Origin of the sequence: Maricaulis sp., assembly GCF_030149515.1 — a bacterium.
GTDB lineage: Bacteria > Pseudomonadota > Alphaproteobacteria > Caulobacterales > Maricaulaceae > Maricaulis.
The window spans coordinates 182,860-209,093 of sequence record NZ_JASBRI010000013.1 but is presented as its reverse complement, the minus strand read 5'-3'; the positions used below and the strand labels follow the sequence as shown (position 1 = coordinate 209,093).

General features: G+C 65.8%; 29 protein-coding genes and 1 pseudogene. 4 read left to right on the top strand and 26 right to left on the bottom strand.

The window, feature by feature from the left end; genetic code table 11:
• The 3 genes and pseudogenes from Q1U94_RS06275 to truB all read right to left on the bottom strand — a co-directional run.
• Positions 1–962 (bottom strand): annotated as a pseudogene (locus Q1U94_RS06275) (polyribonucleotide nucleotidyltransferase); the annotation flags it as partial.
• A 29-nt stretch (positions 963–991) separates the two neighbouring features.
• On the bottom strand, positions 992–1,261 hold the full coding sequence (gene rpsO / locus Q1U94_RS06270) for a 30S ribosomal protein S15 (RefSeq protein ID WP_300542779.1): 270 nt from the start codon (positions 1,259–1,261) through the stop codon (positions 992–994).
• Positions 1,262–1,293: 32 nt separating this feature from the next.
• Positions 1,294–2,250, bottom strand: coding sequence for a tRNA pseudouridine(55) synthase TruB (gene truB, locus Q1U94_RS06265; RefSeq protein WP_366917267.1), 957 nt, complete (start codon positions 2,248–2,250; stop codon positions 1,294–1,296).
• 177 nt (positions 2,251–2,427) lie between these two features.
• On the opposite strand from truB, the gene Q1U94_RS06260 reads away from it, so the two are divergent.
• Positions 2,428–3,672 (top strand): serine hydrolase domain-containing protein, encoded by a 1,245-nt coding sequence (locus Q1U94_RS06260; RefSeq protein WP_300542776.1) that lies wholly within the window; start codon positions 2,428–2,430, stop codon positions 3,670–3,672.
• Here the strand turns inward: Q1U94_RS06260 and rbfA are convergent.
• From rbfA to rimP, 5 genes are all read right to left on the bottom strand, one after another.
• Positions 3,669–4,076, bottom strand: a complete 408-nt coding sequence (gene rbfA / locus Q1U94_RS06255) for a 30S ribosome-binding factor RbfA (protein WP_300542775.1) — start codon at positions 4,074–4,076, stop codon at positions 3,669–3,671. The genes Q1U94_RS06260 and rbfA overlap by 4 nt on opposite strands.
• A gap of 134 nt (positions 4,077–4,210) precedes the next feature.
• The gene (gene infB, locus Q1U94_RS06250; protein WP_300542774.1) at positions 4,211–6,820 is read right to left on the bottom strand and encodes a translation initiation factor IF-2; all 2,610 of its coding nucleotides are present in this window, start codon (positions 6,818–6,820) and stop codon (positions 4,211–4,213) included.
• A gap of 139 nt (positions 6,821–6,959) precedes the next feature.
• Positions 6,960–7,577: an RNA-binding protein gene (locus Q1U94_RS06245; protein WP_300542773.1), complete on the bottom strand. Its 618-nt coding sequence runs from the start codon at positions 7,575–7,577 to the stop codon at positions 6,960–6,962.
• A gap of 13 nt (positions 7,578–7,590) precedes the next feature.
• Positions 7,591–9,297, bottom strand: a complete 1,707-nt coding sequence (nusA, locus tag Q1U94_RS06240) for a transcription termination factor NusA (protein ID WP_300542772.1) — start codon at positions 9,295–9,297, stop codon at positions 7,591–7,593.
• Positions 9,298–9,328: 31 nt separating this feature from the next.
• Entirely contained in the window at positions 9,329–9,868 is a 540-nt protein-coding gene (gene rimP / locus Q1U94_RS06235) for a ribosome maturation factor RimP (protein ID WP_300542771.1), read from the bottom strand.
• A gap of 219 nt (positions 9,869–10,087) precedes the next feature.
• Between rimP and Q1U94_RS06230 the strand changes: the two genes are divergently transcribed.
• On the top strand, positions 10,088–10,534 hold the full coding sequence (locus Q1U94_RS06230; RefSeq protein WP_300542770.1) for an SRPBCC family protein: 447 nt from the start codon (positions 10,088–10,090) through the stop codon (positions 10,532–10,534).
• A gap of 1 nt (position 10,535) precedes the next feature.
• On the top strand, positions 10,536–10,865 hold the full coding sequence (locus tag Q1U94_RS06225; protein WP_300542769.1) for a metalloregulator ArsR/SmtB family transcription factor: 330 nt from the start codon (positions 10,536–10,538) through the stop codon (positions 10,863–10,865).
• Positions 10,866–10,898: 33 nt separating this feature from the next.
• On the opposite strand, the gene trmB is transcribed toward Q1U94_RS06225, so the two are convergent.
• The 14 genes from trmB to Q1U94_RS06155 form a co-directional block, all read right to left on the bottom strand.
• Complete coding sequence (trmB, locus tag Q1U94_RS06220; RefSeq protein WP_300542767.1) at positions 10,899–11,585, bottom strand: tRNA (guanosine(46)-N7)-methyltransferase TrmB; 687 nt, start codon at positions 11,583–11,585, stop codon at positions 10,899–10,901.
• A gap of 55 nt (positions 11,586–11,640) precedes the next feature.
• Positions 11,641–12,069 (bottom strand): helix-turn-helix transcriptional regulator, encoded by a 429-nt coding sequence (locus tag Q1U94_RS06215; protein WP_300542766.1) that lies wholly within the window; start codon positions 12,067–12,069, stop codon positions 11,641–11,643.
• A gap of 88 nt (positions 12,070–12,157) precedes the next feature.
• A complete protein-coding gene (lnt, locus tag Q1U94_RS06210; RefSeq protein ID WP_300542765.1) occupies positions 12,158–13,762 on the bottom strand; it encodes an apolipoprotein N-acyltransferase in 1,605 nt (534 codons plus the stop codon).
• Positions 13,759–14,664, bottom strand: a complete 906-nt coding sequence (locus Q1U94_RS06205; RefSeq protein WP_300542763.1) for a hemolysin family protein — start codon at positions 14,662–14,664, stop codon at positions 13,759–13,761. Before Q1U94_RS06205 ends, lnt begins: the two co-directional genes overlap by 4 nt.
• Positions 14,665–14,690: 26 nt before the next feature.
• On the bottom strand, positions 14,691–15,143 hold the full coding sequence (gene ybeY, locus Q1U94_RS06200; protein ID WP_300542761.1) for an rRNA maturation RNase YbeY: 453 nt from the start codon (positions 15,141–15,143) through the stop codon (positions 14,691–14,693).
• Positions 15,140–16,174 carry a PhoH family protein gene (locus Q1U94_RS06195; RefSeq protein ID WP_300542759.1) on the bottom strand — a complete coding sequence of 345 codons (1,035 nt, stop codon included), beginning with the start codon at positions 16,172–16,174 and terminating at the stop codon, positions 15,140–15,142. Before Q1U94_RS06195 ends, ybeY begins: the two co-directional genes overlap by 4 nt.
• Entirely contained in the window at positions 16,171–17,541 is a 1,371-nt protein-coding gene (gene miaB / locus Q1U94_RS06190; RefSeq protein WP_300542757.1) for a tRNA (N6-isopentenyl adenosine(37)-C2)-methylthiotransferase MiaB, read from the bottom strand. Before miaB ends, Q1U94_RS06195 begins: the two co-directional genes overlap by 4 nt.
• 111 nt (positions 17,542–17,652) lie before the next feature.
• Entirely contained in the window at positions 17,653–18,942 is a 1,290-nt protein-coding gene (locus Q1U94_RS06185; RefSeq protein WP_300542756.1) for a TCR/Tet family MFS transporter, read from the bottom strand.
• Positions 18,943–18,972: 30 nt separating this feature from the next.
• Positions 18,973–19,392, bottom strand: coding sequence for a Fur family transcriptional regulator (locus Q1U94_RS06180; RefSeq protein WP_300542754.1), 420 nt, complete (start codon positions 19,390–19,392; stop codon positions 18,973–18,975).
• Between the two features lie 37 nt (positions 19,393–19,429).
• Positions 19,430–19,894, bottom strand: a complete 465-nt coding sequence (gene rimI, locus Q1U94_RS06175) for a ribosomal protein S18-alanine N-acetyltransferase (protein WP_300542752.1) — start codon at positions 19,892–19,894, stop codon at positions 19,430–19,432.
• Complete coding sequence (gene tsaB / locus Q1U94_RS06170) at positions 19,891–20,535, bottom strand: tRNA (adenosine(37)-N6)-threonylcarbamoyltransferase complex dimerization subunit type 1 TsaB (protein ID WP_300542750.1); 645 nt, start codon at positions 20,533–20,535, stop codon at positions 19,891–19,893. Before tsaB ends, rimI begins: the two co-directional genes overlap by 4 nt.
• Before the next feature lie 9 nt (positions 20,536–20,544).
• The gene (locus Q1U94_RS06165; protein ID WP_300542749.1) at positions 20,545–21,177 is read right to left on the bottom strand and encodes a malonic semialdehyde reductase; all 633 of its coding nucleotides are present in this window, start codon (positions 21,175–21,177) and stop codon (positions 20,545–20,547) included.
• Positions 21,178–21,283: 106 nt separating this feature from the next.
• Positions 21,284–21,847 (bottom strand): NifU family protein, encoded by a 564-nt coding sequence (locus Q1U94_RS06160; protein ID WP_300542748.1) that lies wholly within the window; start codon positions 21,845–21,847, stop codon positions 21,284–21,286.
• Positions 21,848–21,917: 70 nt separating this feature from the next.
• Positions 21,918–22,394: a universal stress protein gene (locus Q1U94_RS06155; protein WP_300542746.1), complete on the bottom strand. Its 477-nt coding sequence runs from the start codon at positions 22,392–22,394 to the stop codon at positions 21,918–21,920.
• A gap of 74 nt (positions 22,395–22,468) precedes the next feature.
• Here Q1U94_RS06155 and Q1U94_RS06150 point away from each other — a divergent pair, with 74 nt between their 5' ends.
• Entirely contained in the window at positions 22,469–23,050 is a 582-nt protein-coding gene (locus Q1U94_RS06150; protein WP_300542745.1) for a hypothetical protein, read from the top strand.
• Here Q1U94_RS06150 and Q1U94_RS06145 read toward each other — a convergent pair.
• Genes Q1U94_RS06145 through trpS form a run of 4 tightly spaced genes read right to left on the bottom strand, consistent with a single transcriptional unit; the run spans position 23,044 to position 26,232 of the window.
• A complete protein-coding gene (locus Q1U94_RS06145) occupies positions 23,044–23,586 on the bottom strand; it encodes a copper chaperone PCu(A)C (protein ID WP_300542743.1) in 543 nt (180 codons plus the stop codon). The two genes, Q1U94_RS06150 and Q1U94_RS06145, sit on opposite strands and share 7 nt — an antisense overlap.
• A gap of 26 nt (positions 23,587–23,612) precedes the next feature.
• Positions 23,613–24,680 carry a hypothetical protein gene (locus Q1U94_RS06140; protein WP_300542742.1) on the bottom strand — a complete coding sequence of 356 codons (1,068 nt, stop codon included), beginning with the start codon at positions 24,678–24,680 and terminating at the stop codon, positions 23,613–23,615.
• Between the two features lie 42 nt (positions 24,681–24,722).
• Positions 24,723–25,145 carry a hypothetical protein gene (locus tag Q1U94_RS06135; RefSeq protein WP_300542741.1) on the bottom strand — a complete coding sequence of 141 codons (423 nt, stop codon included), beginning with the start codon at positions 25,143–25,145 and terminating at the stop codon, positions 24,723–24,725.
• Between the two features lie 49 nt (positions 25,146–25,194).
• Positions 25,195–26,232 carry a tryptophan--tRNA ligase gene (gene trpS, locus Q1U94_RS06130; RefSeq protein WP_300542740.1) on the bottom strand — a complete coding sequence of 346 codons (1,038 nt, stop codon included), beginning with the start codon at positions 26,230–26,232 and terminating at the stop codon, positions 25,195–25,197.
• Positions 26,233–26,234 lie beyond the last annotated feature (2 nt).

The following is a 26,234-nucleotide window of genomic DNA, read 5'->3' as shown; positions in this document are numbered from 1 at the left end:
CGGCCGTCGATCCGCTTGCCGGTCTTGATGATGCCGCCGCGGACGATGGAGCTTTCCACCGACTTCAGCACATCTTTCAGAACCGTGCCCGGGATACCGTCGGGACGCTCTTCGGTCAGGGCCAGCTCGGCCACGGCCTTTTCCTTCGCCGCGCCCACCGCCGCATAGCGCTCGGTCTTGTCGGTGATGGTGTAGGCCTGGGCGAGATCGGCTTCGACCAGCTCGCGAACCTTGGCTTCCTCGGCGGAATAATCGGCCGGCTGGTAGTCCCAGGGTTCCTTGGCGGCCTTTTCGGCCAGCTTGATGATCATGTCGATCACCGGCTGGAAGGCCTTGTGGCCCGCCATAACGGCGCCGAGCATGATGTCTTCGGACAGCTCTTTCGCTTCCGATTCCACCATCATCACGGCGTCTTCCGTACCGGCCACGACGAGGTCCAGAGCGCTCTCCGGCATTTCGTCGACATGCGGGTTGATGACGTATTCGCCGTTGATATAGCCCACGCGCGCAGCCCCGATCGGGCCCATGAAGGGCAGGCCGGACAGGACCAGCGCCGCCGAGGCGCCGACCATGCCCACCACGTCGGGATCGTTTTCCATGTCGTGGGACAGGACGGTGATCATCACCTGGACTTCATTCTTGAAGCCCGGCGCGAACAGCGGCCGGATCGGACGGTCGATGAGGCGCGAAGTGAGCGTCTCCTTCTCGGTCGGACGGCCTTCGCGCTTGAAATACCCGCCCGGAATCTTGCCCGCGGCGAAGTATTTTTCCTGGTAATTCACGGTGAGGGGGAAGAAATCCTGCCCCTCTTTCGCGGCTTTGACGCCGACGGCGGTGGCGAGGACCGTGGTCTCGCCATAGGTCACCATGACCGCGCCGTCTGCCTGCCGGGCGACCCGCCCGGTTTCGATGGTGAGCGGGCGACCCGCCCACTCGATCGTTTCTTTTTGAATATCGAACATATCGTCTTTCGTACGGATAGCGTCGCGGATTAGCGGCGCAGGCCGAGCTTCTCGATCAGAGCCGTGTAACGGCTCTCGTCTTTCTTCTTGAGATAATCGAGAAGACGGCGGCGCTGGGAAACCATCTTAAGAAGGCCGCGACGGGAGTGGTTGTCCTTCTTGTGGGTCTTGAAATGCTCGGTCAGGTTGGCGATCCGTTCGGTGAGGATGGCCACCTGGACTTCCGGCGAGCCGGTGTCGGCCTTGCCGCGGGCATTGTCCTTGATCAGCGCGGATTTGCGCTCTTGCGTGATCGACATCGTGTTCTCCTAAAACTCTATGTCGCCCCTTTTCAAGGGGTCAGATTGAAAACCCGCCAGGGCTGGAACTTTCCGGCCCTCGCATCGCCGATCGCCACCGCCTGGTCCTTGCAGGTCGCCAAAGCCGCGAAAGAACAGTCCCGGTCCGCGATGAAAAGCGGACGTCGCTGCGATTTCAGCTCTTGCGCCTGACGCGGGAGCAGGACGATCGGACGTCCTTGCTTCAAGTGGAAGGCTTCCTCCTCGGTCACGGCCAGCGCCGGGATGTCGTCCAGCGCGGTCTGAACCGGGAGCAGAGCTTCCGAAGCGGCGCCCTTATGGGCCATTTCTTTCAACACGTCCAGTCTTGTGGATTCCGCCTCGGAAAATGCGCCCACACGCACGCGCCGCAAGGCGGCCACATGGCCCTCGGTGCCCAGCGCGACCGCGAGGTCGCGCGCCAGGGAGCGCACATAGGCACCCTTGCCGCACCGCATTTCCAGAACCGCCATGTCGGCGGTCGGGCAGTCGAGCAGCCGGAGATCGTCAATACGCACCGTGCGGGCGTCCAGCACCACTTCTTCGCCGTCGCGGGCCAGGTCGTAGGCGCGCTCGCCATCCACCTTGATCGCCGAATAGGCCGGCGGAACCTGTTCGATCTCGCCGATGAAACGCTCCAGCACGGCCTCGATGGCAGCGCGACCGGGCCGCACACCAGAGGAAGCCACGATCTCGCCTTCCGCGTCCAGCGTGTCGGTGCGCTCGCCCCATTTCACGGTAAAACGGTAGACCTTTTCACCCTCCATGGCGAAGGGCACGGTCTTGGTCGCTTCACCCAGGGCAATCGGCAGTATACCCGAGGCCAGCGGATCCAGCGTGCCCGCGTGACCCGCCTTCCTCGCATTGAAAAGGCGGCGCACGGCCGAAACCGCCTGCGTCGATGTCATGTCGAGCGGCTTGTCGAGGATCACCCAGCCATGGATGTCCTCGCCCTTGCGGCGTCGGGCCATCATCATCTCCATCTCTCGCCGGGGTTCGGACCCGGTCGCGAAAGGGCGCGTCACTAACCCAGCCCGGCAGGTCCGGCAAGGGGGCTGGCTGATTGGAAATTTTCCCGGCCGCCCGGCTCGTACAGATCGGGCAATTGACCTAGTCTGTCGCGGTCCAGCCCTGCCCGGTTTCGCTCCATGCCCTTTTTGCGTTTCCTTTTTCTCGCCATCATGCTCCTGCCTGGCCTCACCCCGCCCGCCGGCGCGCGGCAGGTGGACCCGGATCTGGAAACCCGCATCCGCGGCACCTTCGGCCCGCTCGCCGAAAGCCGGGACTTTTCCGGTGCGATCGCCTTTTGCTATGGCGACGGCCCGGTCAGCGTGATCGCTTTCGGTTATGCCGACTGGCAGACGGGTCGCGCCTTTTCCGCCGGCACACCTGTGCCCGCCGGCGCGGTGACAGACAGTCTGACACGAGTGCTGGCACAGCGCCTGGTCGACACCGGCCGTCTGTCCCCGGCCGATCCGCTGCGGCGATACCTGCCGGGCGCCGGTGCCGAGGACAGCGTGGCCGAACTGCTCGATCCTGAGACCCGCAGCGATACCCGGCTGATCGAGGTCATCGAACAGGCCGCCCGCGCCCGCTTCGAAACCTTCGCCGCAACGGAGATTCTCGGTCCGCTGGGTCTCGACAACAGCCGGATCACGCGCCGGCCGGCGGCGCTGGCTGTGCTGGCAGAGGCGTATGAGCCGGGACCGCGCCCGCTGGACCTGCGCCCGGCACCGCCGCGGCATCAGACCGGCAGCCCGGAACTCGTCACCACGGCCCCGGACCTGACCCGGCTGGCCCAGGCCGTGCTGAGCCGGCGGATCGACCTGTTCCGTGCCAACGGCAGCCTGATGGCCGGCTGGAGGGTTATCCAGCGCGAGGGCGAGGTGATCTACACCGTCACGGGCAGCCAGCCCGGTTATTCCGCCGGTGTGTCAATCCTGGCCGGACGGGAACTCGCCATCGCCTATGTCGCCAATATAGACTCCTTTCCCACTCCCCGGATCGATGCGCTGCTTCAGGAGCTGGCGCTGGGCGGGCGGCCTGCCGTGGCCGGCCGGCCGGCCACGGCGGCGCTCGAACCGGGGCATTTCGATGCGCTCGGCCAGTACGACAGCGCCGTGTTCGGATCGGTATCTTTGGTACAATCCGGCAGCGGGCTGGATCTGGTTCTGCCGCAATCGGGACGCCGGGATCATCTCACGCCGATCGGCCCCGGCCGCTTGTTCTGGCGCCGTGCCGGGGCCGAACTGGCCTATGAGCGGGACGAGGCGGGCCGTGTCACAGCCCTGACCGGCCGGCGTGTCACACCGGAACCGGGCATGGCGATCCGGCTTGAACGGACCGGTTTGCCACCCTTGGCCGCCCCGAGCGCGGCTGACCCGGCCGATTAGTCGTCATTGCGATCGAGATCCTGACGGACCTGCGGGCGGTTCAGCAATTCGTCGACATGGCTGGCCGTGTCGAAACTGTTGTCGGGATGGAAGTGGAGTTCGGGCGTGAACTTCATGTCGATTTCCCGGCCCAGCCGGCCGCGCAGGAAGGCGCTTGCGCGGTTGAGCGCCTGGGCGACCTTCGTCTGGTCACCCCGGCCCAGCGGCGCGACATAGACCTTGGCCTGGCGCAGATCGGGGGACGGGCGCACCTCCGTGACCGAGATCAGCACACCGTCCAGCTCGGGGTCGCGCATTTCCTCACGGGCCAGAATATCTACCAGCGCATGACGGATCAGTTCGCCGGCGCGCAATTGACGTTGCGAGGGCGCCTTGGACGGGTTGCGATGCTGATGCCGGGCCATGACGGACTCCATCTCTAGCGAAAGCCAGGGGCGCGCGGATTTACGCCTCTTGCCGAACCGTTGCAAGGGCAGTCCGGAATGCGGGAGAGGCGACTCCGGCAGGAACCGCCCCTCCGATCCGGTCGCGAACGCTATCAAGCGTCGAGCTTGCGGGCCACTTCGACGACCTCGAAACACTCGATCTGGTCGCCCTTCTGCAGATCGTCATAATTCTCGAAGGCCATGCCGCATTCGGTACCGGCGCGGACCTCGGGAACCTCGTCCTTGAAACGTTTGAGAGTTTTCAGCTTGCCCTCGTGCAGGACGGTATCGTCGCGCAGCAGGCGCACGCCGCAGCCACGCTTGACCACGCCTTCGGTGACACGGCAACCGGCCACTTTGCCGACCTTGGTAATGTTGAACACTTCCAGGATTTCCGCGTAGCCGATGAAGTTCTCGCGCTTCTCCGGCGCCAGCATGCCTTCCATCGTGTTCCGCACATCGTCGATCACATCGTAGATGACAGAGTAGTAGCGGATCTCCACACCCTCGCGCTCGGCCAGTTCGCGGGCCTGCTTGTTGGCGCGGACATTGAAGGCAAAGATCGGCGCACCGGAGGACTTGGCCAGCAGCACATCGCTCTCGTTCACACCACCCGGCGCGGAATGGATAACGCGGGCGCGTACTTCCTCATTGCCGAGCTTCTCGAGCGACTGCTTGATCGCCTCGGCCGAACCCTGCACGTCTGCCTTTACCAGCAGCGGCATTTCCTGGGTCTGGTCCTGCTTGAGACGGGCCATCATCTGTTCCAGGGACGCTCCGGCACCGCCGCTGACTGCGCCGGCGGCCTGACGTTCCTTGCGCTGACGGTAGTCGGCGATCTCGCGGGCGCGGGCCTCATTCTCCACCACGGCGAAGACTTCGCCCGGTTCCGGCGCCCCGTCGAGACCGAGAATCTCGGCCGCAACCGACGGGCCGGCCTCGTCGAGCTGCTGGCCACGCTCGTTGACCAGCGCGCGCACCCGGCCCCACTGGGCACCGGCGACGACGATATCGCCACGCTTCAGCGTGCCGCGCCGCACCAGCACGGTGGCGACAGGACCACGGCCCTTGTCGACCTGGCTTTCGATGACCACGCCTTCGGCGGCACGATCCGGATTGGCCTTCAGATCCAGAAGCTCGGCCTGGAGAGTGATCGCCTCGGTCAGTTCCTCAAGCCCGGTCCGGTTCTTCGCCGACACGTTAACCGACTGGACATCGCCCGACATCGCCTCGACGACGATCTCGTGCTGCAGCAGATCCGTCAGCACTTTCTGCGGATTGGAGTCCGGCTTGTCGCACTTGTTCACCGCCACGATGATCGGCGTACCCGCCGCCTTGGCGTGATTGATCGCCTCGATGGTCTGCGGCATTACCGAGTCGTCCGCCGCAACCACCAGGATCACGATGTCCGTGGCCTGGGCCCCGCGCGAACGCATGGCCGAAAAGGCTGCGTGACCGGGCGTGTCGAGGAAGGTGATCTTCTCGCCGCCCTTCAGCTGGACCTGGTAGGCCCCGATGTGCTGGGTGATGCCACCGGCTTCGCCGGCCACGACATCGGTCGACCGCAGCGCATCGAGCAACGAGGTCTTGCCGTGGTCAACATGGCCCATCACGGCCACGACCGGCGCGCGCGGCTTTTGCGCCTCGACCGGATCGTCGTCGGCGATGAAGCCTTCTTCGACATCGGCCTCGGAGACACGCTTCACAACATGGCCGAATTCCTCGACCACCAGTTCGGCGGTATCGGCGTCCAGCACATCGTTCACACGGACCATCTGACCCTGTTTCATCAGGTATTTTACAACGTCTACGGCACGTTCAGCCATGCGGTTGGCGAGGTCGGACACCGTAATCGCTTCCGGAACGATCACGTCGCGCGCGACCTTTTCACGGCCGCCGGACGTGTCCTGGCGCCGCTGCTTCTCGCGTTCGCGCGCCCGGCGCACGGATGCCAGCGAACGCTGACGGTCTTCATCGCCATCGAGAATATTCTGGATGGTCAGTTTGCCGCGACGGCGATTGTCGCTCTTGGCACGTGACGGCTGGGGCTTGGCAGCACCGGGGCCGGAACCGGCGCCCTTGCGCTTGACCCGCCCGCCCATGGCCTCCAGCGCCGACGCGGCATCGTCACCATTGTCGCGCTGCTTGTCGCGGCGCGGCTCGTCCTTATCCTTGGCCGGAGGGGCCTTGCGGCGCGGCTCGTCATCGCCCTTCTGGGGAATGTCGGCACCGCCGGCCAGCGCCGCAGCTTCCTCGGCTTCGCGACGCGCCTTATCCTCGGCTTCCTGGCGAGCGCGCTCCTCGGCTTCGCGGGCCTCGCGCGCCTCGCGTGCTTCCTGCTCGCGCTGCTCCTCGAGCTGACGGCGCTCGTCCTCGGCGCGCCGGGCACGTTCTTCGGCTTCCTGTTTCTTCTGCGCCTCGCGATCGGCGGCCTCGGCCCGGGCCCGGGCAATGGCGCGCTGACGGGCGACCAGTTCTTCTTCGGACAGGCCGAGCTGACGCGCCTTGGCCGCGAGCGCGCTTTCACCGCCCTTGCCGCCTGCGGCAGACTTGCCGGAGGCCGGTGCATTGTCCTTGCCCGGCGCTGCCACGCGCTTGCGCTTCTTTTCCACCACCACGGCCTTGGACCTGCCGCGCGCAAAGCTCTGCTGCACGGTACCCGAACCGGATCGTTTCAAAGACAGCGGCCTGCGGCCGGACTTGTTGTCGTCTGCGTCGCTCATACGAGCCTTCCAAATCGGCTTCGTTCCACGCTTCTTTCCGGTAGCCGAATGCCGGAAAGGCGCACTGTTCAAACCTGTCTCCGGTTCGAAGGCTCGCTAAACTAGCCAGCTCCGGCCCGGACGCAACCGCTCTCGCGGCCTAATCCGCATCTGTCACCGCCGCGGGGGCGGACGGGTCGAGCGGACGGAAGCCTGCCAGCTTCCCCATCACCGTCGAAAAGGCCCGCGCCTGCGGTCCTTCCGACATGGCGGCGTGGACAGTCGGCCCGCGCCCCAGCGCCTGGCCGATCTCCTCCGCCGCAAAACACCCGGCGACCGGGATGTCACCCCAGGCCGCCCGCGCCAGCCGGTCGAGCTTCGACCGGCCGTCTGCCGCGCCGTCCGACGCTTCGATGCGCCAGGCCGGCCTGGCTGCCTTGATGGCCAGGCGGACCGCGTCCTGGCCCGCCGCCAGATCGCCCGACCGCCGCGCCAGACCCAGAAGGTTCAGCGCCCGGCCGGACAGCAGACCCTCGATGCGGTCTGCCAGGTCCTCGGGCACGTCGACCGGGCCTCCGAAAGCGCGGTGAAACGCTTTCTTCTTCACGGCCCGATCGACCGGTTCCCGCTGTGCCGTTACCCAGGCTCCGCGCCCCGGCAGGCGGGCAGCGAGATCTGGGACGACGGCGCCATCCGGTCCCAGCGCGATACGGATGAGGTCGCCCTCATCCTTCACCTCGCCGGTGGCCACACAGCGCCGTTCACGGTCCTTGCCCATCGTGGATCGAAAGCTAGTCAGCCTCCTTCTCCGCTTCGGCGGCCTCGTCGAGATCCAGGCCCAGGGCCTCGGCCTCGGCTTCCAGTGCCGCCAGGTCCATGCTTTCCACGTCTTCGACGCCGTAATCCTCGCCGCTCTCCTCTTCCACCTCGGGCTGGGGCAGATCGTCCTCGGAGATCCAGCCGGCCGCGACGCGGGCGCGCATGATCATCATCTCGGCATCCTCGGCGGAAAGATTGAATTCTTCCAGAATGCCGGGCTCGCGTACGCGCTCGCCGTCACGGGTCTCGAACCAGCCGCGCAGATCATCGGTCACCAGCCCGGCCAAGTCATCGACGGTCTTGACGTCATTTTCGCCGAGCTTCACAGCCATCGCCAGCTCGACGCCTTCAATCTCGAGCACGCCATCCTCGACGCCCAGCTCCTTGCGCCTGGCGTCCTGTTCGGCCGCCAGGCGTTCGAGATAGTCGCGGGCGCGAGCCTGGATTTCCTCGGCCGTATCCTCGTCGAAGCCTTCGATCACGGCAATCTCGCCGAGATCGACATAGGCGATTTCCTCGACGTCGGTGAAACCTTCGGTCGCCAGAAGTTGGGCAATGACCTCGTCGACATCAAGGGCGGAGATGAAGAGCTGGGTCCGCTCGGCGAATTCCTTCTGCCGGCGCTCGGACTCTTCCTCCTCGGTCAGAATGTCGATCGACCAGCCCGTCAGCTGCGAGGCCAGGCGGACATTCTGGCCGCGACGGCCGATGGCCAGAGACAGCTGCTCGTCGGGCACCACAACCTCGATCCGCTGGTCTTCCTCGTCCAGCACGACCTTGGCGACTTCCGCCGGCTGCAGAGCGTTGACGATAAAGGTGGCCGGATCGTCCGACCAGGGAATAATGTCGATCTTCTCGCCAGCCAGTTCGGATACCACGGCCTGCACACGCGAGCCGCGCATACCGACGCAGGCGCCGACAGGATCGATCGAACCGTCATTCGAGATCACGGCAATCTTGGCGCGCGAACCCGGGTCGCGGGCCACGGACGGGATTTCGATGATGCCTTCGTAGACTTCCGGCACTTCCTGGGCGAACAGGGCCGCCATGAAGTCCGGATGGGCGCGCGACAGGAAGATCTGCGGGCCGCGAACCTCTTCGCGCACATCATAGATGTAGGCACGCACACGCTCATTGTTCTGCAGGTTTTCCCGCGGAATGCCGTCGGCGCGGCGGATGATACCCTCGGCACGGCCCAGATCGACAATCACGTTGCCGTATTCCACGCGCTTGACGATGCCGGACACGATCTCGCCGACGCGATCCTTGTATTCCTCGAACTGGCGCTGGCGCTCGGCCTCGCGCACCTTCTGCGTGATCACCTGTTTGGCGGTCTGCGAGGCGACGCGACCGAACTCGATGGGCGGCAGCTCGTCGGAGAACACCGTGCCGATCTCGGCAGCAGGATCGATCTTCTTCGCCTGGTCGAGGGTGAGCTCCTGACTCTCGTTCTCGACCTCTTCCACCACCGTCATGTTACGGGTGAGCGAAAGTTCGCCCGTTTTCGGGTCGATCTTGGCGCGGATGTCGTTTTCGGCGCCGTAGCGCGAGCGCGCCGCCTTCTGGATCGCCTCCTCGATGGCCTCGATGACGATGGCTTCGTCGATCGATTTCTCGGCGGCGACCGCACGGGCGATCTGCAGCAGCTCGAGCCGGTTGGCGCTTACACCAATGCTCATCGGGCAATCCCTTTTGCCGTGTTCAGCGACATCATTCGTCTCCTTCAGTCTGCGCGGAGGCATTGCCGCCCCGCGCTTTCAAATCCGCCTCGATCAAGGCGTCCGTCAAAACCAGTTTGGCCTCCGCGATCCAGTCAAACGGGATCAGCGTGGTCTCGTCCTCGCGGTCCATGTCCAGAAGGACATGGCCGTCCTCAATACCGGCCAGAATACCCTTGTAACGCTTGCGCCCCTCGGCAAGCCGGTCGAGCTCGATACGGGCCTCATAGCCCTCCCAGCGCTCGAAATGCGACAGGGCCGTCAGCGGCCGGTCGATACCCGGCGATGATATCTCAAGATCGTATTCGCCGGAAATGGGATCTTCGACCTCGAACACGTCTGACAGCGCGCGCGACAGCCGGGCACAGTCGTCGACATCGACGCCGGTGCCGTCGAGCCGGTCGATCATGATCTGCAGGCGCTGCCGCTTGCCGGACATCACCCGCACGCGCACCACTTCCAGCCCGAGCTCTTCAGCAAGCGGGTCAGCCAGTGCCGCGATACGATCATCCTGCGGGGTCTTGGTCTTCAAGGCGCCCTCGGCTCCATCAACAAAAAGAGCGGCCGCCGGAAGCGACCGCTCGAAAGCATCATCCGATGCGATCGAACTTGGATAGTGAACCGCTTTATACGCGGCATCGCGCAGCGAAGCAAGAGAAGCGCTCATACAGTGCCGGGAAACCGGATAAAGGCAACTTGAAAGTTGCGTGAATCGCCGCGATGCGCCATACTAGCAACTAAAAGGTTGCTTATGACAAATCGTATCGAGAAATCCGTCGTTTTGGACGCGCCCATCGAACGGGTCTGGCAGGCCCTCACAGACCATGAGGAGTTCGGCCAATGGTTCCGGGTCAAGCTGGACGGACCCTTTGTCGTCGGCCAGCCGACGACCGGGCGGATGACCTACCCAGGCTACAATGATGTGAAATGGGAGAGTCTGACCGAGACAATGGATCCGCCCCGCCTCTTCGTGTTTACCTGGCCTTGTCCGGAAGGTCTCCATACAGCACCCGGCGCCCGGGCGTCCCGCATGCGCGTGGAATTTCGCCTGGAGGCCACCGCCACCGGCACCCGTGTCACAGTAACCGAATCAGGCTTCGCGGGCATGCCGGCGGACCGCCGCACCGACGCGATGCGCCAGATCGAGGAAGGCTGGGAAGAGCAGATGCGGAACATCAAGGCATACCTGGATGCTTGACTTGCGCCGTGCTTCCGTCAACCCGGGCCCGGTTGCCATCTTTGCCGCGCTCGGCGAGCCCACCCGTCTGCATCTTTTCAACCGGCTGAGCGACGGCGCAGCGCGCTCGATTACTTCGCTTTCGGCCGACACGAGACTGACCCGGCAAGCGGTGACGAAACACCTGCGGGTGCTGCAAAATGCGGGTCTGGTAAACTGCGACAGGATCGGCCGCGAGAGCCGGTTCAGCCTCCGGCCGGAACCGATCGACGAGTTGCGCGGATATCTCGAGCGGATCTCGGCCCAGTGGGAGGACGCCCTCGGCCGGCTGAAGCGGCACGTGGAAGACTGATCCGTTCCTGCCGGCCTCGGAACGGAGAATGTCTCACACCCGCACGAAATCCATGAATACCGGCGCGCAGTCGCCCAGCCCTTTTTGCTCATAGCGTGTCGTGATGTGGTCGGCCGGGGGAATGCGCCAGTCGTCGGCCTTGGCGGCCGGCCAGTCGAAGCGCTCGTCGCCGGACAACTCGATCATGCAGTGGTCGGCATAGGACTTTACGTCGGTGGCGATGCGCAATTGCCCGCGCGGTTTGAGGATGCGAGCGAATGCGTCGCGCGTGGCGTGCTGCACGAAGCGGCGCTTGGCGTGGCGCTTCTTGTGCCAGGGGTCGGGGAAGAGCAGGAAGATGCGGTCGAGCGAGGCGTCCGCGAAGCGCGGCAGGATCTCGCGCGCATCGCCGCGCCAGAGACGGACATTGTCCAGCGCCGCTTCCTCGACATAAGTCAATGCCTTGGCCACACCGTTGAGGAAGGGCTCGATGCCGATATAGCCGGTGTCGGGATGGCGCGCCGCCTGAGCGGCGAGGTGTTCGCCGCCACCAAAACCGATTTCCAGAACATGGGCAGAGCTGTCCGGCAGCAGACGCGCCGGATCGACCGGACCCGTTTCGGGCAGGGCGATGCGCGGCAAAAGCCCGTCGACCAGGCCCTGCTGGCGCGCCGACAGAGGCTTGCCCTGGGCGCGGCCGAACAGGCGGAATTCGGGACGGTCTTCAGGTGTGCGGGTCATGCCCGGCATCTAGAGCATTTCACGCCGGCGAGAAAAGCCCGCGATGCGGTCGGGCTCAGTGCGCGACCGCTTCGCCGCCGTCTTCCGCGGCAAGCGTGCGGACCAGTTCCAGCACGCGGCGGCGTACCTTGGCGTCGCTGATGCGTGAAAACGCCTCGGCCAGGGAGACGCCGTCCGCGCTCTGGATGAAATCGTAGACCACAGGCGTCTGATCGCCCTCGGCCATACCGGTTGCCGCCGATTTTTCGCCCAGCCCCTCGAAGAAGAACTGGACCGGCACATCGAGCACGCGCGACAGGCGGTACAGCCGGCTCGCGCCGACACGGTTGGCGCCGCGCTCGTACTTCTGGACCTGCTGAAAGGTCACGCCGAGTTCATCGCCCAGCTTTTCCTGGCTCATCTTCAACAATTGCCGCCTCAACCGGATACGCGCGCCGACATGGATGTCGATGGGGTTGGGTCCGCGGGGGTTCGGCTTCGCCATGCAATCACCTCGATTCCGGCCTGCCAGTGGGTCTTGCCACGCCGTCAGGATAGCACAACCATGGCGTGGGCTCATAATCACTTTCAGTTCATGGCTGCGTAACAAACCTGCGCAGAAGGACGGCACGCCGCTGTACGGCGACCCCGGCCATCATCATGATCAGAAGGGCCAGAAGCGGCGTGTCTCCCCACCACATATAGGGGGGCGGGACCAGCGCGGAGGGCAGGCCGACATCGAAAGCCCCTTCTGTGCGCGGCGGGATCTGCACCCGGGCCCGTCCGGCAGGCCCGACCACGCCGGACACGCCGAATGCGGCCGAGCGGACCATCGGCAGACCGGTCTCGATCGTGCGGTAGCGGGCCTGGTTGAAATGCTGGTACGGGCCCGAGGTCAGGCCGAACCAGGCATCGTTGGAAATGTTGAACAGCCAGGCCGGACGCTCGGGTGCCGAACGCACGAATTCCGGAAAGATCGCTTCATAGCAGATCAGCGGCATGACGGGCGGCGCTCCGGGCACGTCCAGGGTTGCGGCCGCCGGGCCCGGCGAGAACTGATAGCGGGTGAACTCGTCGAACCCGATCGCCTCGAGCAGCCAGGACATCGGCACCATTTCCCCGAACGGTGTCAGGCGCACCTTGTCGTAGAGCGTCTCCACGCGCGGCGAGCCATGCGGGAAGCGCATCACGGCCAGGGCGTTGAAATAGTCGTAGCCATCCTCGCCCCGGGCACGCCGGTTGACCCCGGCGAGCAGGACCTGGCCGCCGTCCAGACGCTCGCCGATCAGTCCCAGTGTCTCGCCGTCCTCAAGCATGAAGGTGGGCAGCGCGCCCTCGGGCCAGATCACGTGGGTGACCTCGTCGAGCCCGTCGCGGGCGGTCAGGGCGAGATAGCGGTCGCGCGTACGCTCGGCACCGTCCGGGGCCCATTTCTCCCGCTGGGAAATGCCGGTCTGTACCAGGCGCAAACGCATGTCGGACTGCCCGTCCACATCGATGCCCGACAGGCGCAGGGCGCCGAAACAGATCAGGATGAGACCGATGGAAATGCCCGCGATCAGCGGCATCAGCCGCCGCACCCGCAGCCGCGGCCCGAGTGCCACGGCCGGCGCCGACAGCATGAAAACGGTCAACAGGGTCAGCCCGTAGACGCCGAACCAGGACGCACTCTGGCTGATCGCGCCCCCGGCGGGCCAGGTATACGCCGGCAGGTTCCAGGGCAGACCGCCGAAGAGATGGCCGCGCACCCATTCCAGCGCCGTGATCGCCACGGCAAACATCAGCACCCGCCATTCCGAGCGCTGGGCGAGCAGGACGTAGAGCACGCCCGCCAGCCCCCAGAACGCGGCCAGGAGAGCCGCAAAGAGCGGCACCGCAACCGGTACCATGGCGGCATAGCCCGAACCGCGGGTGATGAAGGCGAAAGCGAGCCAGAACGTGCCGGCCAGGAAATAGCCCAGGCCGAAGATGAAGCCACGCAGCAGTGCCGAACGCAGCGGACGCCCGGTTCGTCGCGCCCCGTCCAGGCTCCAGAGCAGGAGGCACAGCCCCGCCATCAGGGCGGGCCAGACATGCAGCGGCGCCATGGCAAGGGCGGAGATACCGCCGCCGGCAAACAGGTACAGGCGATGGCGCCAGCCACGACGCGATGCCAGCCAGGCGCGCGGCCGCCATATCGGGAGGCGGCGCCAGTTCATGAAACCGGCCCGCCCCCGTCCTCGCTCGCGGCCGGCGGCGCCTTCGGTTTGCGGCTCGGCGCGCGCACGCGCATATGCTTGATGCGGCGGCTGTCGGCCTCGATCACTTCGAACTCGTAGCCTGTGGGATGCCGGATCACTTCGCCGCGTTCGGGCACGCGCCCGATCAGGGTGAAGACCAGACCGCCGAGACTGTCGACGTCATCGTCCTCGTCTTCCGCCGCGATCTCCTCGCCGACCACGGCTTCAAAATCGTCGATCTCGGCGCGCGCATCCACATCCCACACGCCGGGACCGCGCGCCCGGATGGCAGGCGAATCCTCGTCGTCGTGTTCGTCTTCGATATCGCCGACAATCGGTTCGATCAGGTCTTCCAGTGTCACCAGCCCGTCGGTGCCGCCGTATTCGTCGACGACGAGCGCAAGGTGCATGCGCCGGCCCTGCATGCGACGCAGCAGGTCGGTCGCGGTCATCGAGGGCGGCGCGAAAAGGAGCGGACGGGCGATGTCGGGCAACACCACTTTCTGCAGCCAGCCGGCCGGCCGACGGCCGGTCTGGCCGGGCGCGAGATGGGCGATCACGTCCTTGATGTGGACCACGCCGACCGGATCGTCGAGCGTCTCGCGATAGATCGGCAGGCGCGAATGCGCCGCGTCGGCAAAGATGCGCGCCAGCTCGCCCAGCGGGGTGGAGACTTCCACGCCGATAATGTCGGCACGGGGCACCATCACATCGGCCACGCGCAACCGGTCGAGAGCATCGGCTTCGATGGAATGATGGGTCATGGCCGGGGTGGCGGCAACAGGCAGCGGGGTCACGGTTTCAGCGTCTCGGCCATTGCCGAACAGGCGGCGCAGCCAAGATCGGCCGGCCGGACCTGACGCACTGGGAGTATCAGCCATGTCGGGTCGGATCCGGATTCATGCGTTCATTCGGCATAGGGGTCGCCGACGCCCAACCGGGCGAGGGCCCGGCGTTCAAGGTCTTCCATAATCTCTGCTTCGTCATCGTGTTGATGATCATAACCCTGCAGATGCAGGAATCCATGCACGATCAGATGCCGCAAGTGGTCCTCCAGGGCAATGCCCCGCGCCTCGGCCTCCTGCGCGACGACGCCGGCCGCCAGGGCGATATCGCCGAGATGATTGTCAGCATGCTCACCGGCCGGAAAGGAAAGAACATTGGTCGGCCCGTCCTTTGCGCGGAAATCGCGGTTGAGATCGGCGATGGCCGCATCGCCCGTCAGCAGGATGGCAACGACGCCGGCCCGGCGCTCGTCCAGCTCCTCGCAGGCAGCGGCAATGGCGGTTTCGGCCAGACGGGTTTTTCCGCTGATGGCGGTCCAGGCCTCGTCCTCCACGATCAGATCGACAGCGTTCATTGATCCTGCGTGTCGCCGGCCGCGCGGCGGGCATCGTCCTCATAAGCTTCCACGATCCGGGCGACCAGATCGTGCCGGACCACATCAACACGCGAAAACCGCGCAATGGCAACACCTTTGGTCTGCGACAGGATGCCCAGCGCGTGAGCCAGGCCCGAGGGTTCGCGCGGATGCAGGTCGATCTGGCTTGGATCGCCGGTCACCGCCATGCGCGAGCCTTCGCCCAGACGGGTCAGAACCATCTGCATCTGCGCGCGCGACGTGTTCTGCGCCTCGTCGACCACGATGAAGGCCCGGTTCAGCGTGCGGCCCCGCATGAAGGCGATCGGCGCCACCTCGATACGCCCGTCCTCGCGCATCTTCTCCAGCTGGTGCCGGCCCAGCGTGTCGGCCAGGGCGTCCCAGACCGGCAGCAGATAGGGGTCGACCTTCTCGGTGAGGTCGCCGGGCAGGAAACCCAGCTTTTCACCGGCCTCGACGGCCGGCCGGGTGATGATCAGCTTCTCGACCTTGCGCTGGACCAGCAGCGAAGCGCCATAGGCGACCGCCAGCAGCGTCTTGCCGGTGCCTGCCGGGCCGACGCCGAAGATCAGATCGAACGCCTTGTCATTCTTGAGGGCGCGCACATATTCGCGCTGGCCTTCAGTCCGCGCGATCAGGCTGGAACCCCGGGGCACGCGTATGACGCCGTCATCCGATCCGGTTTCCGCATCTTCCGCATCGCGCATACGCAGCGCCGCGCGCACAGCGGCCTCGTCGCAGGTCAGCCCGTGCTCCAGCGACGCGTAGAGGCGTTTGATGACGCGTTTCGCCTCGTCGCGCGCGGCCGCATCGCCGGCCGAGATAACGATCTGGCCGCCGCCGGGCGCGCTCAGCCGCACGCCGAGTTCCTGTTCGATCAGGATGAGAAAGCGGTCGCCCGCACCCGCGAGACCGCGCAGACGCTCCTTGTCGTCGAAAAAGACGGTCTCGGAGGCTTCCCGCCGGGGCTTGGTCGAGCGTGCACGCGCCGGTGTTTTCGCTGCCGTCACGCCGCGCTCCTCTCCCCGCTCGCGAGGCGGCCGCTCAGGGCATTGCGCGAGGCCGCCTCGATGGTCACGTCGGCGATCTGTCCGACCAGCTCGGCCGGCGCATCCACATGCACAGCCTGCAGATAGGGGCTGCGCCCGTGCAGCTGGCCGTCCATGCGTCCGGGCTTTTCAAACAGCACCGGCAGGGTGCGGCCGATCTGGCATTCATTGAATGCCACCTGCTGCGCATTGAGCAGGGCCTGAAGCGCAGCCAGGCGCTCACCTTTCACGGTTTCGTCGACCTGGTTGAACATCGCCGCCCCCGGCGTGCCGGGACGGCGCGAATACTTGAACGAGAAGCAGGACGCATAGTTCACCTCGCGCACCAGCTCCAGGGTCGCCTCGAAATCAGCATCGCTCTCGCCCGGGAAACCGACGATCATGTCGCCGGAAATGGCGATGTCCGGCCGCGCCGCACGCAGTCGCTCGATGATGGCGACATACTCCTGGGCCGTGTGCTGACGGTTCATCGCCTTGAGGATCTTGTCCGAACCCGACTGCACAGGCAGGTGGAAATAGGGCATCAGCTTGGGCGTATCGGCGAAGGCCTCGATCAGGTCCTCCTCCATGTCGCGCGGATGCGAGGTGGTGAAGCGGATACGCTCGATCCCGCCGATCAGCGCGATATGGCGCACGAGCTGTCCCAGCCCCCAGGGGCCGTCCGCCTCGCGGCCGGCCGGCGGTTCGCCATGGAAGGCGTTCACATTCTGGCCCAGCAGAGTGACTTCGCGCACACCCTTGGCGGCCAGCTGGCGCACTTCTGCGACGACCTGGTCGACCGGGCGCGACCACTCGGCTCCGCGGGTATAGGGCACCACGCAGAAAGTGCAGAACTTGTCGCAACCTTCCTGCACAGTGACGAAGGCCGTATGCCCCTCGACCTGGCGTTCGCCCGCCAGCCGGTCGAACTTGTCCTCGACCTCGAACTCGGTATCCAGCGCTTCGCCGCGGGCGCGATGGGCCTGGGCGATCAGTTCGGGCAGCTTGTGATAGGTCTGCGGTCCGACAACGAGGTCGACGACCGGCGCGCGTTTCATGATTTCCGCGCCTTCGGCCTGGGCCACACAGCCGGCCACGGCGATGGTCATGCCGCCGGATGCCGCCTTGCCGTCCTTCAGCGGGCGCAGGCGGCCCAGTTCGGAATAGACCTTCTCCGCCGCCTTCTCGCGGATATGACAGGTATTGAGGATCACCAGGTCGGCGCCGTCGGGTTCGTCCGCCGGCTCATAGCCCAGCGGGGTCAGAACATCCCTCATCCTCTCGGAATCGTAGACATTCATCTGGCAGCCGTAAGTCTTGATGTAGAGACGTTTGCGCGTCGAACTCATGAAACCTTCGTCGGGCCGCATCTGCGGCCTACCCATGCAGCGGCGTCCGGCCATCGGCCGGGAAGCGGGGCGTTATGATGGAAATGGGGCCGAAGCGCAAGGCCCGCAAGACTAATCCGTCTTGCCCGCGCCGGCGAGCGGCGTTTCGGCAACCGCCGCACCGGCCTCCTCGTCCGCCGCCCCGGGATCGTGCTTCCTGGCACCCAGCGCGATGATCAGGGCAACCGCCGTCATGATCGAGGCCAGGATGAAGGGCGCCCCCGGGAAGGCCAGCGGTGCGTCCGGTCCGGAATAATGCTCGAACACGCGCGACATGAAGAGCGGGCCGATCACCATGGACAGGCTTTGCAGCGAGGTCATCGCGCCCTGCAGCTCGCCCTGCGCATTGGGCGGCACGATGCGCGAGACAACTCCCTGAAGCGCCGGCTGGCCGATCCCGGCCAGCGCACCGACCGCGATGATCGGGTAGACGACCCAGCCGGCCGGCGCGAAGCCGTAGGCGGCATAGGAAAAGATCGCGAGTGTTAGCGAGAAGCCGATGGCGCGCCACTCTCCCAGCTTGGGAACGAGAACCCGCGTCAGACCGCCCTGTACCATCGCTGTCGTGAGACCCACCGCCATCAGCGACATGCCGATTTCCGCCGGTCCCCATCCGAACTTGAAATCGGTGTAGTACGACCAGATCGCCGGATAAACGGCATGCGCCAGCAGCATCAGGAAGACCGCGCCCATCATCACCAGGACGGCCGGATATTTGCGCATCTGCAGCAGCGAGCCGAGCGGATTGGCCCGGGCCAGGGAGAAGGGACGGCGGTTTTCGGGGGCCAGGGTCTCCGGCAGCACGACAAGGCCGTAGACCAGATTGCAGCCGGCCAGGATGGCGGCCGCGAAGAAGGGCGCACGCGGACCGAAGAAGTCACCCAGGAAACCGCCCAGGGCGGGGCCCAGGATGAAACCGATCCCGAAGGCCGCGCCGATCATCCCGAACCGTCCGGCGCGTTCCTTGGCCGGGGTGATGTCGGCGATATAGGCATTGGCGGTCGAATAGCTGGCACCGAAAATGCCCGCCAGGATGCGGCCGACCAGCAGCAGCCAGAAGACCGGTGCAAAGCCCATGATGACATAGTCGACGGTAAAGCCGGCCAGCGCGGCCAGCAGGACCGGCTTGCGGCCGAAACGGTCGGACAGGCCGCCGACAATGGGCGCGAAGACGAACTGCATGCCGGCATAGGTGGCCATCAGCCAGGCACCCAGGACAGCGGCGTCATTGGCTTCCAGCCCGGTCAGCACGCCGATCAGCTCCGGCATGACCGGGATGATCAGACCGAAACCGATCATGTCGATCAGCACGGTTACGAAAATAAAGACGAATGCGTGCTTGCCGGGCTTGCGGGCGGGCATGGCGGCTCCTTGCAGGGAGGCTCGGAGCGCCTACTCCTCGGCACTCTTCAGCGGCACGCCGTATAGCTCCAGGCGGTGATCGACAAGCTTGTAGCCCAGCTTGCGGGCGATCGCTTCCTGCAATCGCTCGATCTCTTCATTGACAAATTCCACGACCTCACCGGACTTCAGGTCGATCAGATGGTCGTGATGCTCGTCGCCGACTTCCTCATAGCGCGACCTTCCGTCGCGGAAGTCGTGGCGTTCGATAATGCCGGCATCCTCGAAAAGGCGGACCGTACGGTAGACCGTGGCGAGCGAAATCCGCGGATCTTCCGCCGAGGCGCGGCGATGCAATTCCTCGGCATCGGGATGATCGTCGGCGGCGGACAGCACACGCGCAATGACTCGACGCTGGTCGGTCATGCGAAGCCCCTTCTCCACGCAGAGTTTTTCGATACGGTCGGGCATGGTGCTTCCCTCGTCTTTCCGCCCCAGAGATAGGCGTTCAGATACCGGTCTGTCCATCTTTTCGCAGCCATTTTTCCAGCACAAGCGCATCCGTCCCGTCGGCGTAGTAGTGCCTGCGGCGGCCGATTTCCGAGTATCCGGCTCGGTCATAGAGCCGGCGGGCCGACGCGTTTGCTGTAGACACTTCGAGAAACACCCTTGCCACCCCCTGCGCCGCCATCGCCGCCTCCACCGCCCGGAGCAGCTCGGCGCCCGCACCCTGTCCCCGCCCGGACGGAGCAATGCCGATGGTGAGGATCTCCGCCTCGTCCACCACCTGGCGCAGCAGCGCGAAGCCGGACGCACCGGCAGGGTTCACTGACCACAGAAAGCCCGCCATGCCCGGCATGTGAAGCAGGGCAGCGAATTCGCTTTCCGGCCAGGCGGTGTCGAAACACTGGGCATGAAGGCGGGCCAGCGCACCCGCCGCCTGCGGCGTGACGCGCCGGATGCCCCCGTTCATACCGGCTCGACGCCGCCGGGAAGCTTGGCGTCCGGCGGGCGGGCATAGAAGGGCGAGGGGGGTGCGGCGGCCGGCTCGGCCGCGGCGACGAGGTCCAGCAGGGCGGCCAGGTCGAGCACGTCGTCGCCCGTGACGGCAAATCCCGCAGTGCCGATGACGCCGGTGCCGGGCCCGGCCAGGTGAACGCCCTCCCCCGCCAGCGCCCGGATCCGGCCCGGCACATCGGCCAAGGCAAGGCGTTCCGGTTCGTTTGCTCCGGCCTGCGTCCAGATCTGCAGGATGACTTCGCCGCGCTTGGCATCGTGCAGCACCGCCAGCGGGCGAACCGCGCGGGCCTGGTGCGCAAACACGGCCAGATTGCCTATGCCGACAGCCTGTGCCCCTGTGGCCAGGGCCAGGCCGCGCGCGAAGGCCGTCGCCACACGCGTGCCGGCAAAACTGCCCGGCCCCGTTGTCACCCCGATCCGCGTCAGCTCGCATGCCGCCACGCCCGCCCCCGCGAGCGTCTCCGCCACCATGGGTGCCAGGCGTTCGGCATGCCCGCGCCCGATCATCTCGCTGACGATTACGTCCGGCCGGCCCGCAATGCGCAGGGCAACGGAACAATTCGCGCCGGTGGTATCGATGGCCAGCAGGGTCATGCCAGCCCTTTAGAGGATTTTTGCGGCCTCGTCGAAGCTCAGGCGCGGCAGGCGCGGGAAGAGGTTCTTTGGCGTGCCGTAGCCGATATTGATCAGGAAGTCGGACTTCCAGTCCTTCATCTCCGGATCGCCGGCGAAGAATTCGGCGTCCAGCCTGTCATTGTCAAAGCCCGACATCGCCCCGGTATCCAGACCCAGCGCGCGTGCCGCAATGATGAGATAAGCCCCCTGCAGCACCGCATTGCGCTTACCGTTATCCAGGGTCGATTCGGGCGCGGTGAACCAGTCCCGGGCGCCAGGATTGTGCGGCATCAGCTGGGGAACCTTGTCGTAGAATTTGGTGTCCCAGGCGACGACAACCGTGGCAGGCGCCTTCATCGTCTTGGCCTGATTGCCTTCCATCAGGATCGGCTTGAGCCGCGCCTTGGCCTCGGGCGAGGTGATGAACAGGAAACGCGCCGGCGAGGAATTGGCGCTGGTCGGCCCCATGCGCAGCGTATCGTAGAGCGTCTGCAGCGTGCCTTCGGGCAGCGGCCGGTCCTCGAAATCATTATAGGTCCGTGCTTCGGTCAGGATCTGCTTGAGCGCATCCTCCCCGATCGCGTCATTATGGGTCGGCTTCTCGGTCAGCTCGGCGGACATGATGTGGCTCCCATCCATGGATGAATTCTATCGGCGCGGACCATAGTCACGCGCCCGCGCCTTGGGAATTTCCCGACTGGAAAAAGACTGTGCGGGGGGAGGAGGCCTACTCCACCGCCTCGACGCCCTGGATTTCCGGGATGTAGTGCTTGAGCAGGTTCTCGATGCCGGCCTTCAGCGTCATGGTCGAGGAGGGGCAGCCGGAACAGGCGCCGCGCATGCGCAGGCGCACTATACCGCTGTCGGCCGCGTAGGAGTGGAACAGGATATCCCCGCCATCATTGGCCACGGCCGGGCGCACGCGCGTGTCGATGAGTTCGATGATCTCATTCACCACATCCGCACTCTCGCCGTCATAGGCGGCGTGCGAGACCTCGGATTCGGATGCGCCGAGGATCGGCTCGCCCGACTGCAGACCGTCCATGATCGCACCCAGCAGGAAGGGTTTGATCTGGTCCCACTCGTATTCGTCGGTCTTGGTGACGGCGATGAAGTCCTCGCCGAAAAAGACGCCGGAGACACCGTCCACCAGGAAGAGGTCAGCCGCCAGCGGGGAGGCGTCCGCGTCCTCGGCGCTCTCGAACTCGCGCGGCCCGTCCGGCGAGATGGTGCGACCGGGCAGGAATTTCAGCGTATTCGGATTGGGCGTCGCTTCGGTCTGGATAAACATGGCACGGACCTCCTGATGCGCGATGTGGCGCGCTTTCGAACCCCATTCAACCACACTGGCTGCAGGGATATCAGATCAGCGCGTCGATCTCGGCCTTGTCCATATCCCCCGGCACGACCGCAACGGGAACCGCCCGGCCGGCAAACAGGCCCTTGCCGCGGGCCAGTTGTGTGACCAGGGGGCCGGGCCCCTCGCTGGACGGCGACGCCCCCAGAACCAGGAATGAGATCAGCGGATCGTCTTCCAGCAACTGCGCCAGAACGGATCGCCGGTCGCCTTCGCGCAGGAGCAGTTCCGGGCGTTCGCCGGTGATGGCTTCGGCATCCTCGGCCATGGACTCCAGCAGCATCTCGGCCGCCGTTTCGGCTTCGCGCTTGGCGGTCTCGGCAACGCCGATCCAGTGGTTGAAATCGCTCGGCTCGTGGGTAGCCAATATGGTCACATGCGCGCCTGTCGCCTGGGCCCGGCGCGCAGCGAAATACAGCGCGGTCCGGCATTCGGGACTGTCGTCGGCCACGACGAGGAATTTGCGTGTACTGTGCGGCATGCGCGGCGAGTTTGGCCGCTCTCGGGCGACTCGTCCAGCGAATGCTGCTAAGCCCTGCTGTGACAGGAGATCACATGACGACACCCAGCCATCTCGACCGCCGCAATGCCCGCTCGGAGCCCCTCGAATTCACCCTCACCGAGGACGCGCTGGTCTGGCGCACACAGGACGGCCGGTGGGGCGGCGAAATGCGGTTCGACCGTGTGCAGCAGGTGCGTCTGGCGGTGGAGATCGCGGGCCGGGCCAGCCAGGTGGTCTGCCGCGTCACCGATATCGACGGCCGCGAGGCGGCGTTCGGCTCCATGCGCTGGGCGGGGCCCGGCCACTGGGAGCCAGCCGCCGACACTTTCCAGGTCCTTCTGCGCGGCCTGCATGCCTCGCTCCTGCCCCGTGCGGCGCTAGTCCGTTTTGTCGAGGGCCAGTCTCTCGCCTTCACGGCGACCATGTTCGGCCTCGGCCTCATTCTGGCCGTCGCCGGTGCGGCCTTTTTTGTCATTCTCTTCCTGGTTCAGGAAAATCCGCTGGGGCTGGCCCTGATCGCCGCCATCGCCGCAGGCGGCTGGCTGATGCGCCTGTTCAGGCCGCGCGGCCCGAGGGTCTACGACCCCCGGACCTATGCCGCCGCCGGTCTCAGCGAGACACCGCCCGATCAGTAGTCAGTCGGCATGCCCGGCGGCATGGAGCGGACCTGGAAGGTGACCGGCACGTCGCCGGCCCGTTCGAAAACCAGCGTGCCGTTTACGCTGTCGCCTTCCGCGACCGGAGCGAGACCGTGCACCATCAGATGCCGGCCGCCCGGCGTGAACACCAGCGGCCCGCCCGACGTCAGGTCCTGCGGACCGATCGGCCGCATCTGCATCATGCCCTGGGCGTTCATGGTATGGCCGTGCAGTTCGACGCCGGATGCCCCCTCGATCTGCGCCGAGAGCAGCCGGTCGGCAGAGCCTTCGCTCAGGCGGACCGCGAAATAGGCCGCCGTGACGTCGCGGCCCTGCGGATGCGGCCGCATCCAGGCCGCCCGCACATCAATGACCGGGGCAACGCCATCGTCCGGCACCGGTCCCGGTGCGGCTGCATTGCCGGACATGTAATGAGACCGGCCGGCATGATCCACGCCGGATGCCGCCTCGTCCGCGGGATCCCCGCAGGCGCCCAGTGCCAGGGAAAGGATGAAAGGAAGCGCAATGCGCATGGGATTCTCCTTGTCAGTGCCGCAGATCAGCGTCCGCCCAAAGCGTATTGCCAGCCCAGCGTCAGCGTCCAGTCGCTCTCCATCTGCACGCCGTTGACGTCCTGATGGACCGGAGCCGACAGCTCCGCCGCGAATCGCTGTCCGCGCAGAACGCCCTGCTGGCCCACCCAGTTCACACCGGCCGACAGATCGACCCGCCCACCGCCGGAATTGACCGGATTGGCGGTCTGGACCGGTGCCGCGATACGGGGATCCGCACCGTCTATGGTGCCCACGGACCGCGCCGAGAAGCGTCCGAAAAAGGCCCAGGACGGAAACGGCGACCAGCCGCCCCAGGCCGAGATCCGGCCCTCATCGCCCAGCCGGTATCCCCGGTCATTGTCGTGCACGCGCATTACGGCCGACGCTTGGGTGCCGAACGTCCAGTGCCCCGTTGTTCGCGTCCAAGTGAGGCCCAGAAAGGGATCGAACGAACCCGAACCCAGCTGCATCGGATAGGGCAGGGTGAGGACCGGCGCGGTGTTCATCGGCGAGAGTACACGCCCGGTCTCGTCGATCGATCCGGTGGGCAGCGACAGACCCAGCTGGGCCACGACCCGATCCTCTCCCGCCTCGAACAGGCGGAACAGGGCGGACAGGCGGGTATCGCCTAATCCCTTGGCTGAAGCCGGGAATTCGCCCAGACGACTGGACCCCGCCATGCCCTGATAGGTGACGTGGTCCATGGTCTTTTCGACATGGTTGACCATCGCCATCAACGTGATCGTGTCGCTGGGCGCGTACATGGCGCCGAGCATATGCATGTCCATCGTCATCTTCGTGGGCACAACACGCACGGTCATGGGTCCGGGATGGGGATTGGCCAGGCTGGTGACGATATCGTCAGGCGAGATCGCCTCTTCGCCGGCAAGACTACCGGCCATCTCCATGCGCATGAAACGATAGGATAACATCCATTCGCCCCTGTCATGGACGTGATCGCCCATCACGCCGATGGGCGCATGGGCATCGGCTCGGATGGCATTCGCGTCATGGGCGAAGGCAGGCGCGACAAGGGCCAGCGCGAGCGCGCCGGCTGTCAGTTTGACTTTCATGATCGTACTCGCAGTCGGGTCCGCATCCGGCGGACCGTTTCGTCACAGGGTGAAGGTTCGGGAGGTGACGAAGCTGCGAGGCGGGGCCCGCGGACCGGGGCCGCGTTCGATGAAAAGCGCGCCGGCGTCGGGATCCGGTACGGCCACGGCGATCCGGGATAGCGGGCGGGCCGGGCGGACCGGCACCGCGGCCGGATCGGCCGGCAGGACGGGCGGAGCAAGCAGGCAATCGGGACACGGCCGCTCGGGCGCGGGTTCGGGGTCGGAAGCGTTGCCGGACAGGCGCGCCAGAAGCCGGAGATTGGCCCGGTCCCGGGCCGTCAGTTCGCCGCGGGTGTCCTGGGAACACAGGATCCAGCTGGCATCGCCCGTCGCGCGCGCCAGCGCCTCGCCGGCAAGCGGCGACATCGCGCTCAACAGCGCGAGAGCGGCTGCAAGGACACTAAGGGCGCGAATGCTCAGCATTGTGTGCCCCTTAGCCCAACCATCCCGTTCGGAAAAGTGCGGCAGTGTGTCAGTGCCAGAAACCGACTATGCGCTTGGTTTCGGACACGACCGGGTCGGCCACGGCCCGCGCGTGCTCGGCCCCCTTGGAGAGAATCCGGTCGATCTCCGCCTTGTCCGAGATCAGGCGCCGGAACTCGTCCGAAATCGGCGCGAGATACTCGACTGCCACATCGGCCAGCGCCGGCTTGAACGCACCGAAACCCTGTCCGCCGAACTCGGCGAGGACGTCGGCCTTGGTCTTGCCGGTCAGCGCGGCATAGATGCCCACCAGATTGCTGGCTTCCGGACGCGTTTCCAGACCGGCTTCCTCCGACGGCAGCGGCTCGGGATCGGTCTTCGCCTTCTTGATCTTGCGGGCGATGGCGTCGGCATCGTCCTCGAGGTTGATACGCGAATTGTCAGACACGTCGGACTTGGACATTTTGGCCGATCCGTCGCGCAGGCTCATGATGCGCGCACCGGGGCCCTGGATGACCGGATCGGTCAGCGGGAAGATCGCCTCGCCGTCGCCATAGTCGCGATTGAAGCGCGCGGCGATGTCGCGGCAGAGTTCGAGGTGCTGTTTCTGATCCTCGCCCACGGGCACATGCGTGGCCTTGTAGACCAGGATGTCGGCCGCCTGCAGCACCGGATAGGTGAAGAGGCCCACCGAGGCGCGCTCGGAATCCTTGCCGGCCTTATCCTTGAACTGGGTCATGCGTTCCAGCCAGCCGAGGCGCGCCACACAGTTGAAAATCCAGGCCAGTTCGGCATGCGCGGGCACGGCCGACTGGGCGAAGATCGTGCTCTTGTCCGGATCCACGCCGGCGGCGATATAGGCTGCCGCGGCAGCGCGCACGGCATCGGGCAGCGCCCTGGGGTCGTGCGGCATGGTGATCGCATGCATGTCGACGACGCAGTAGAAACAGTCCAGGTCGCCATTGTCCTGCAGCGCCACCCAGTTCTTCAGCGCACCGAGATAATTGCCAAGATGCAGGCGGCCGGTTGGCTGCATGCCGGACAGGACACGTTGCGGGCCTTTGTAGTCGGCGGGCGTTTCACTCATGG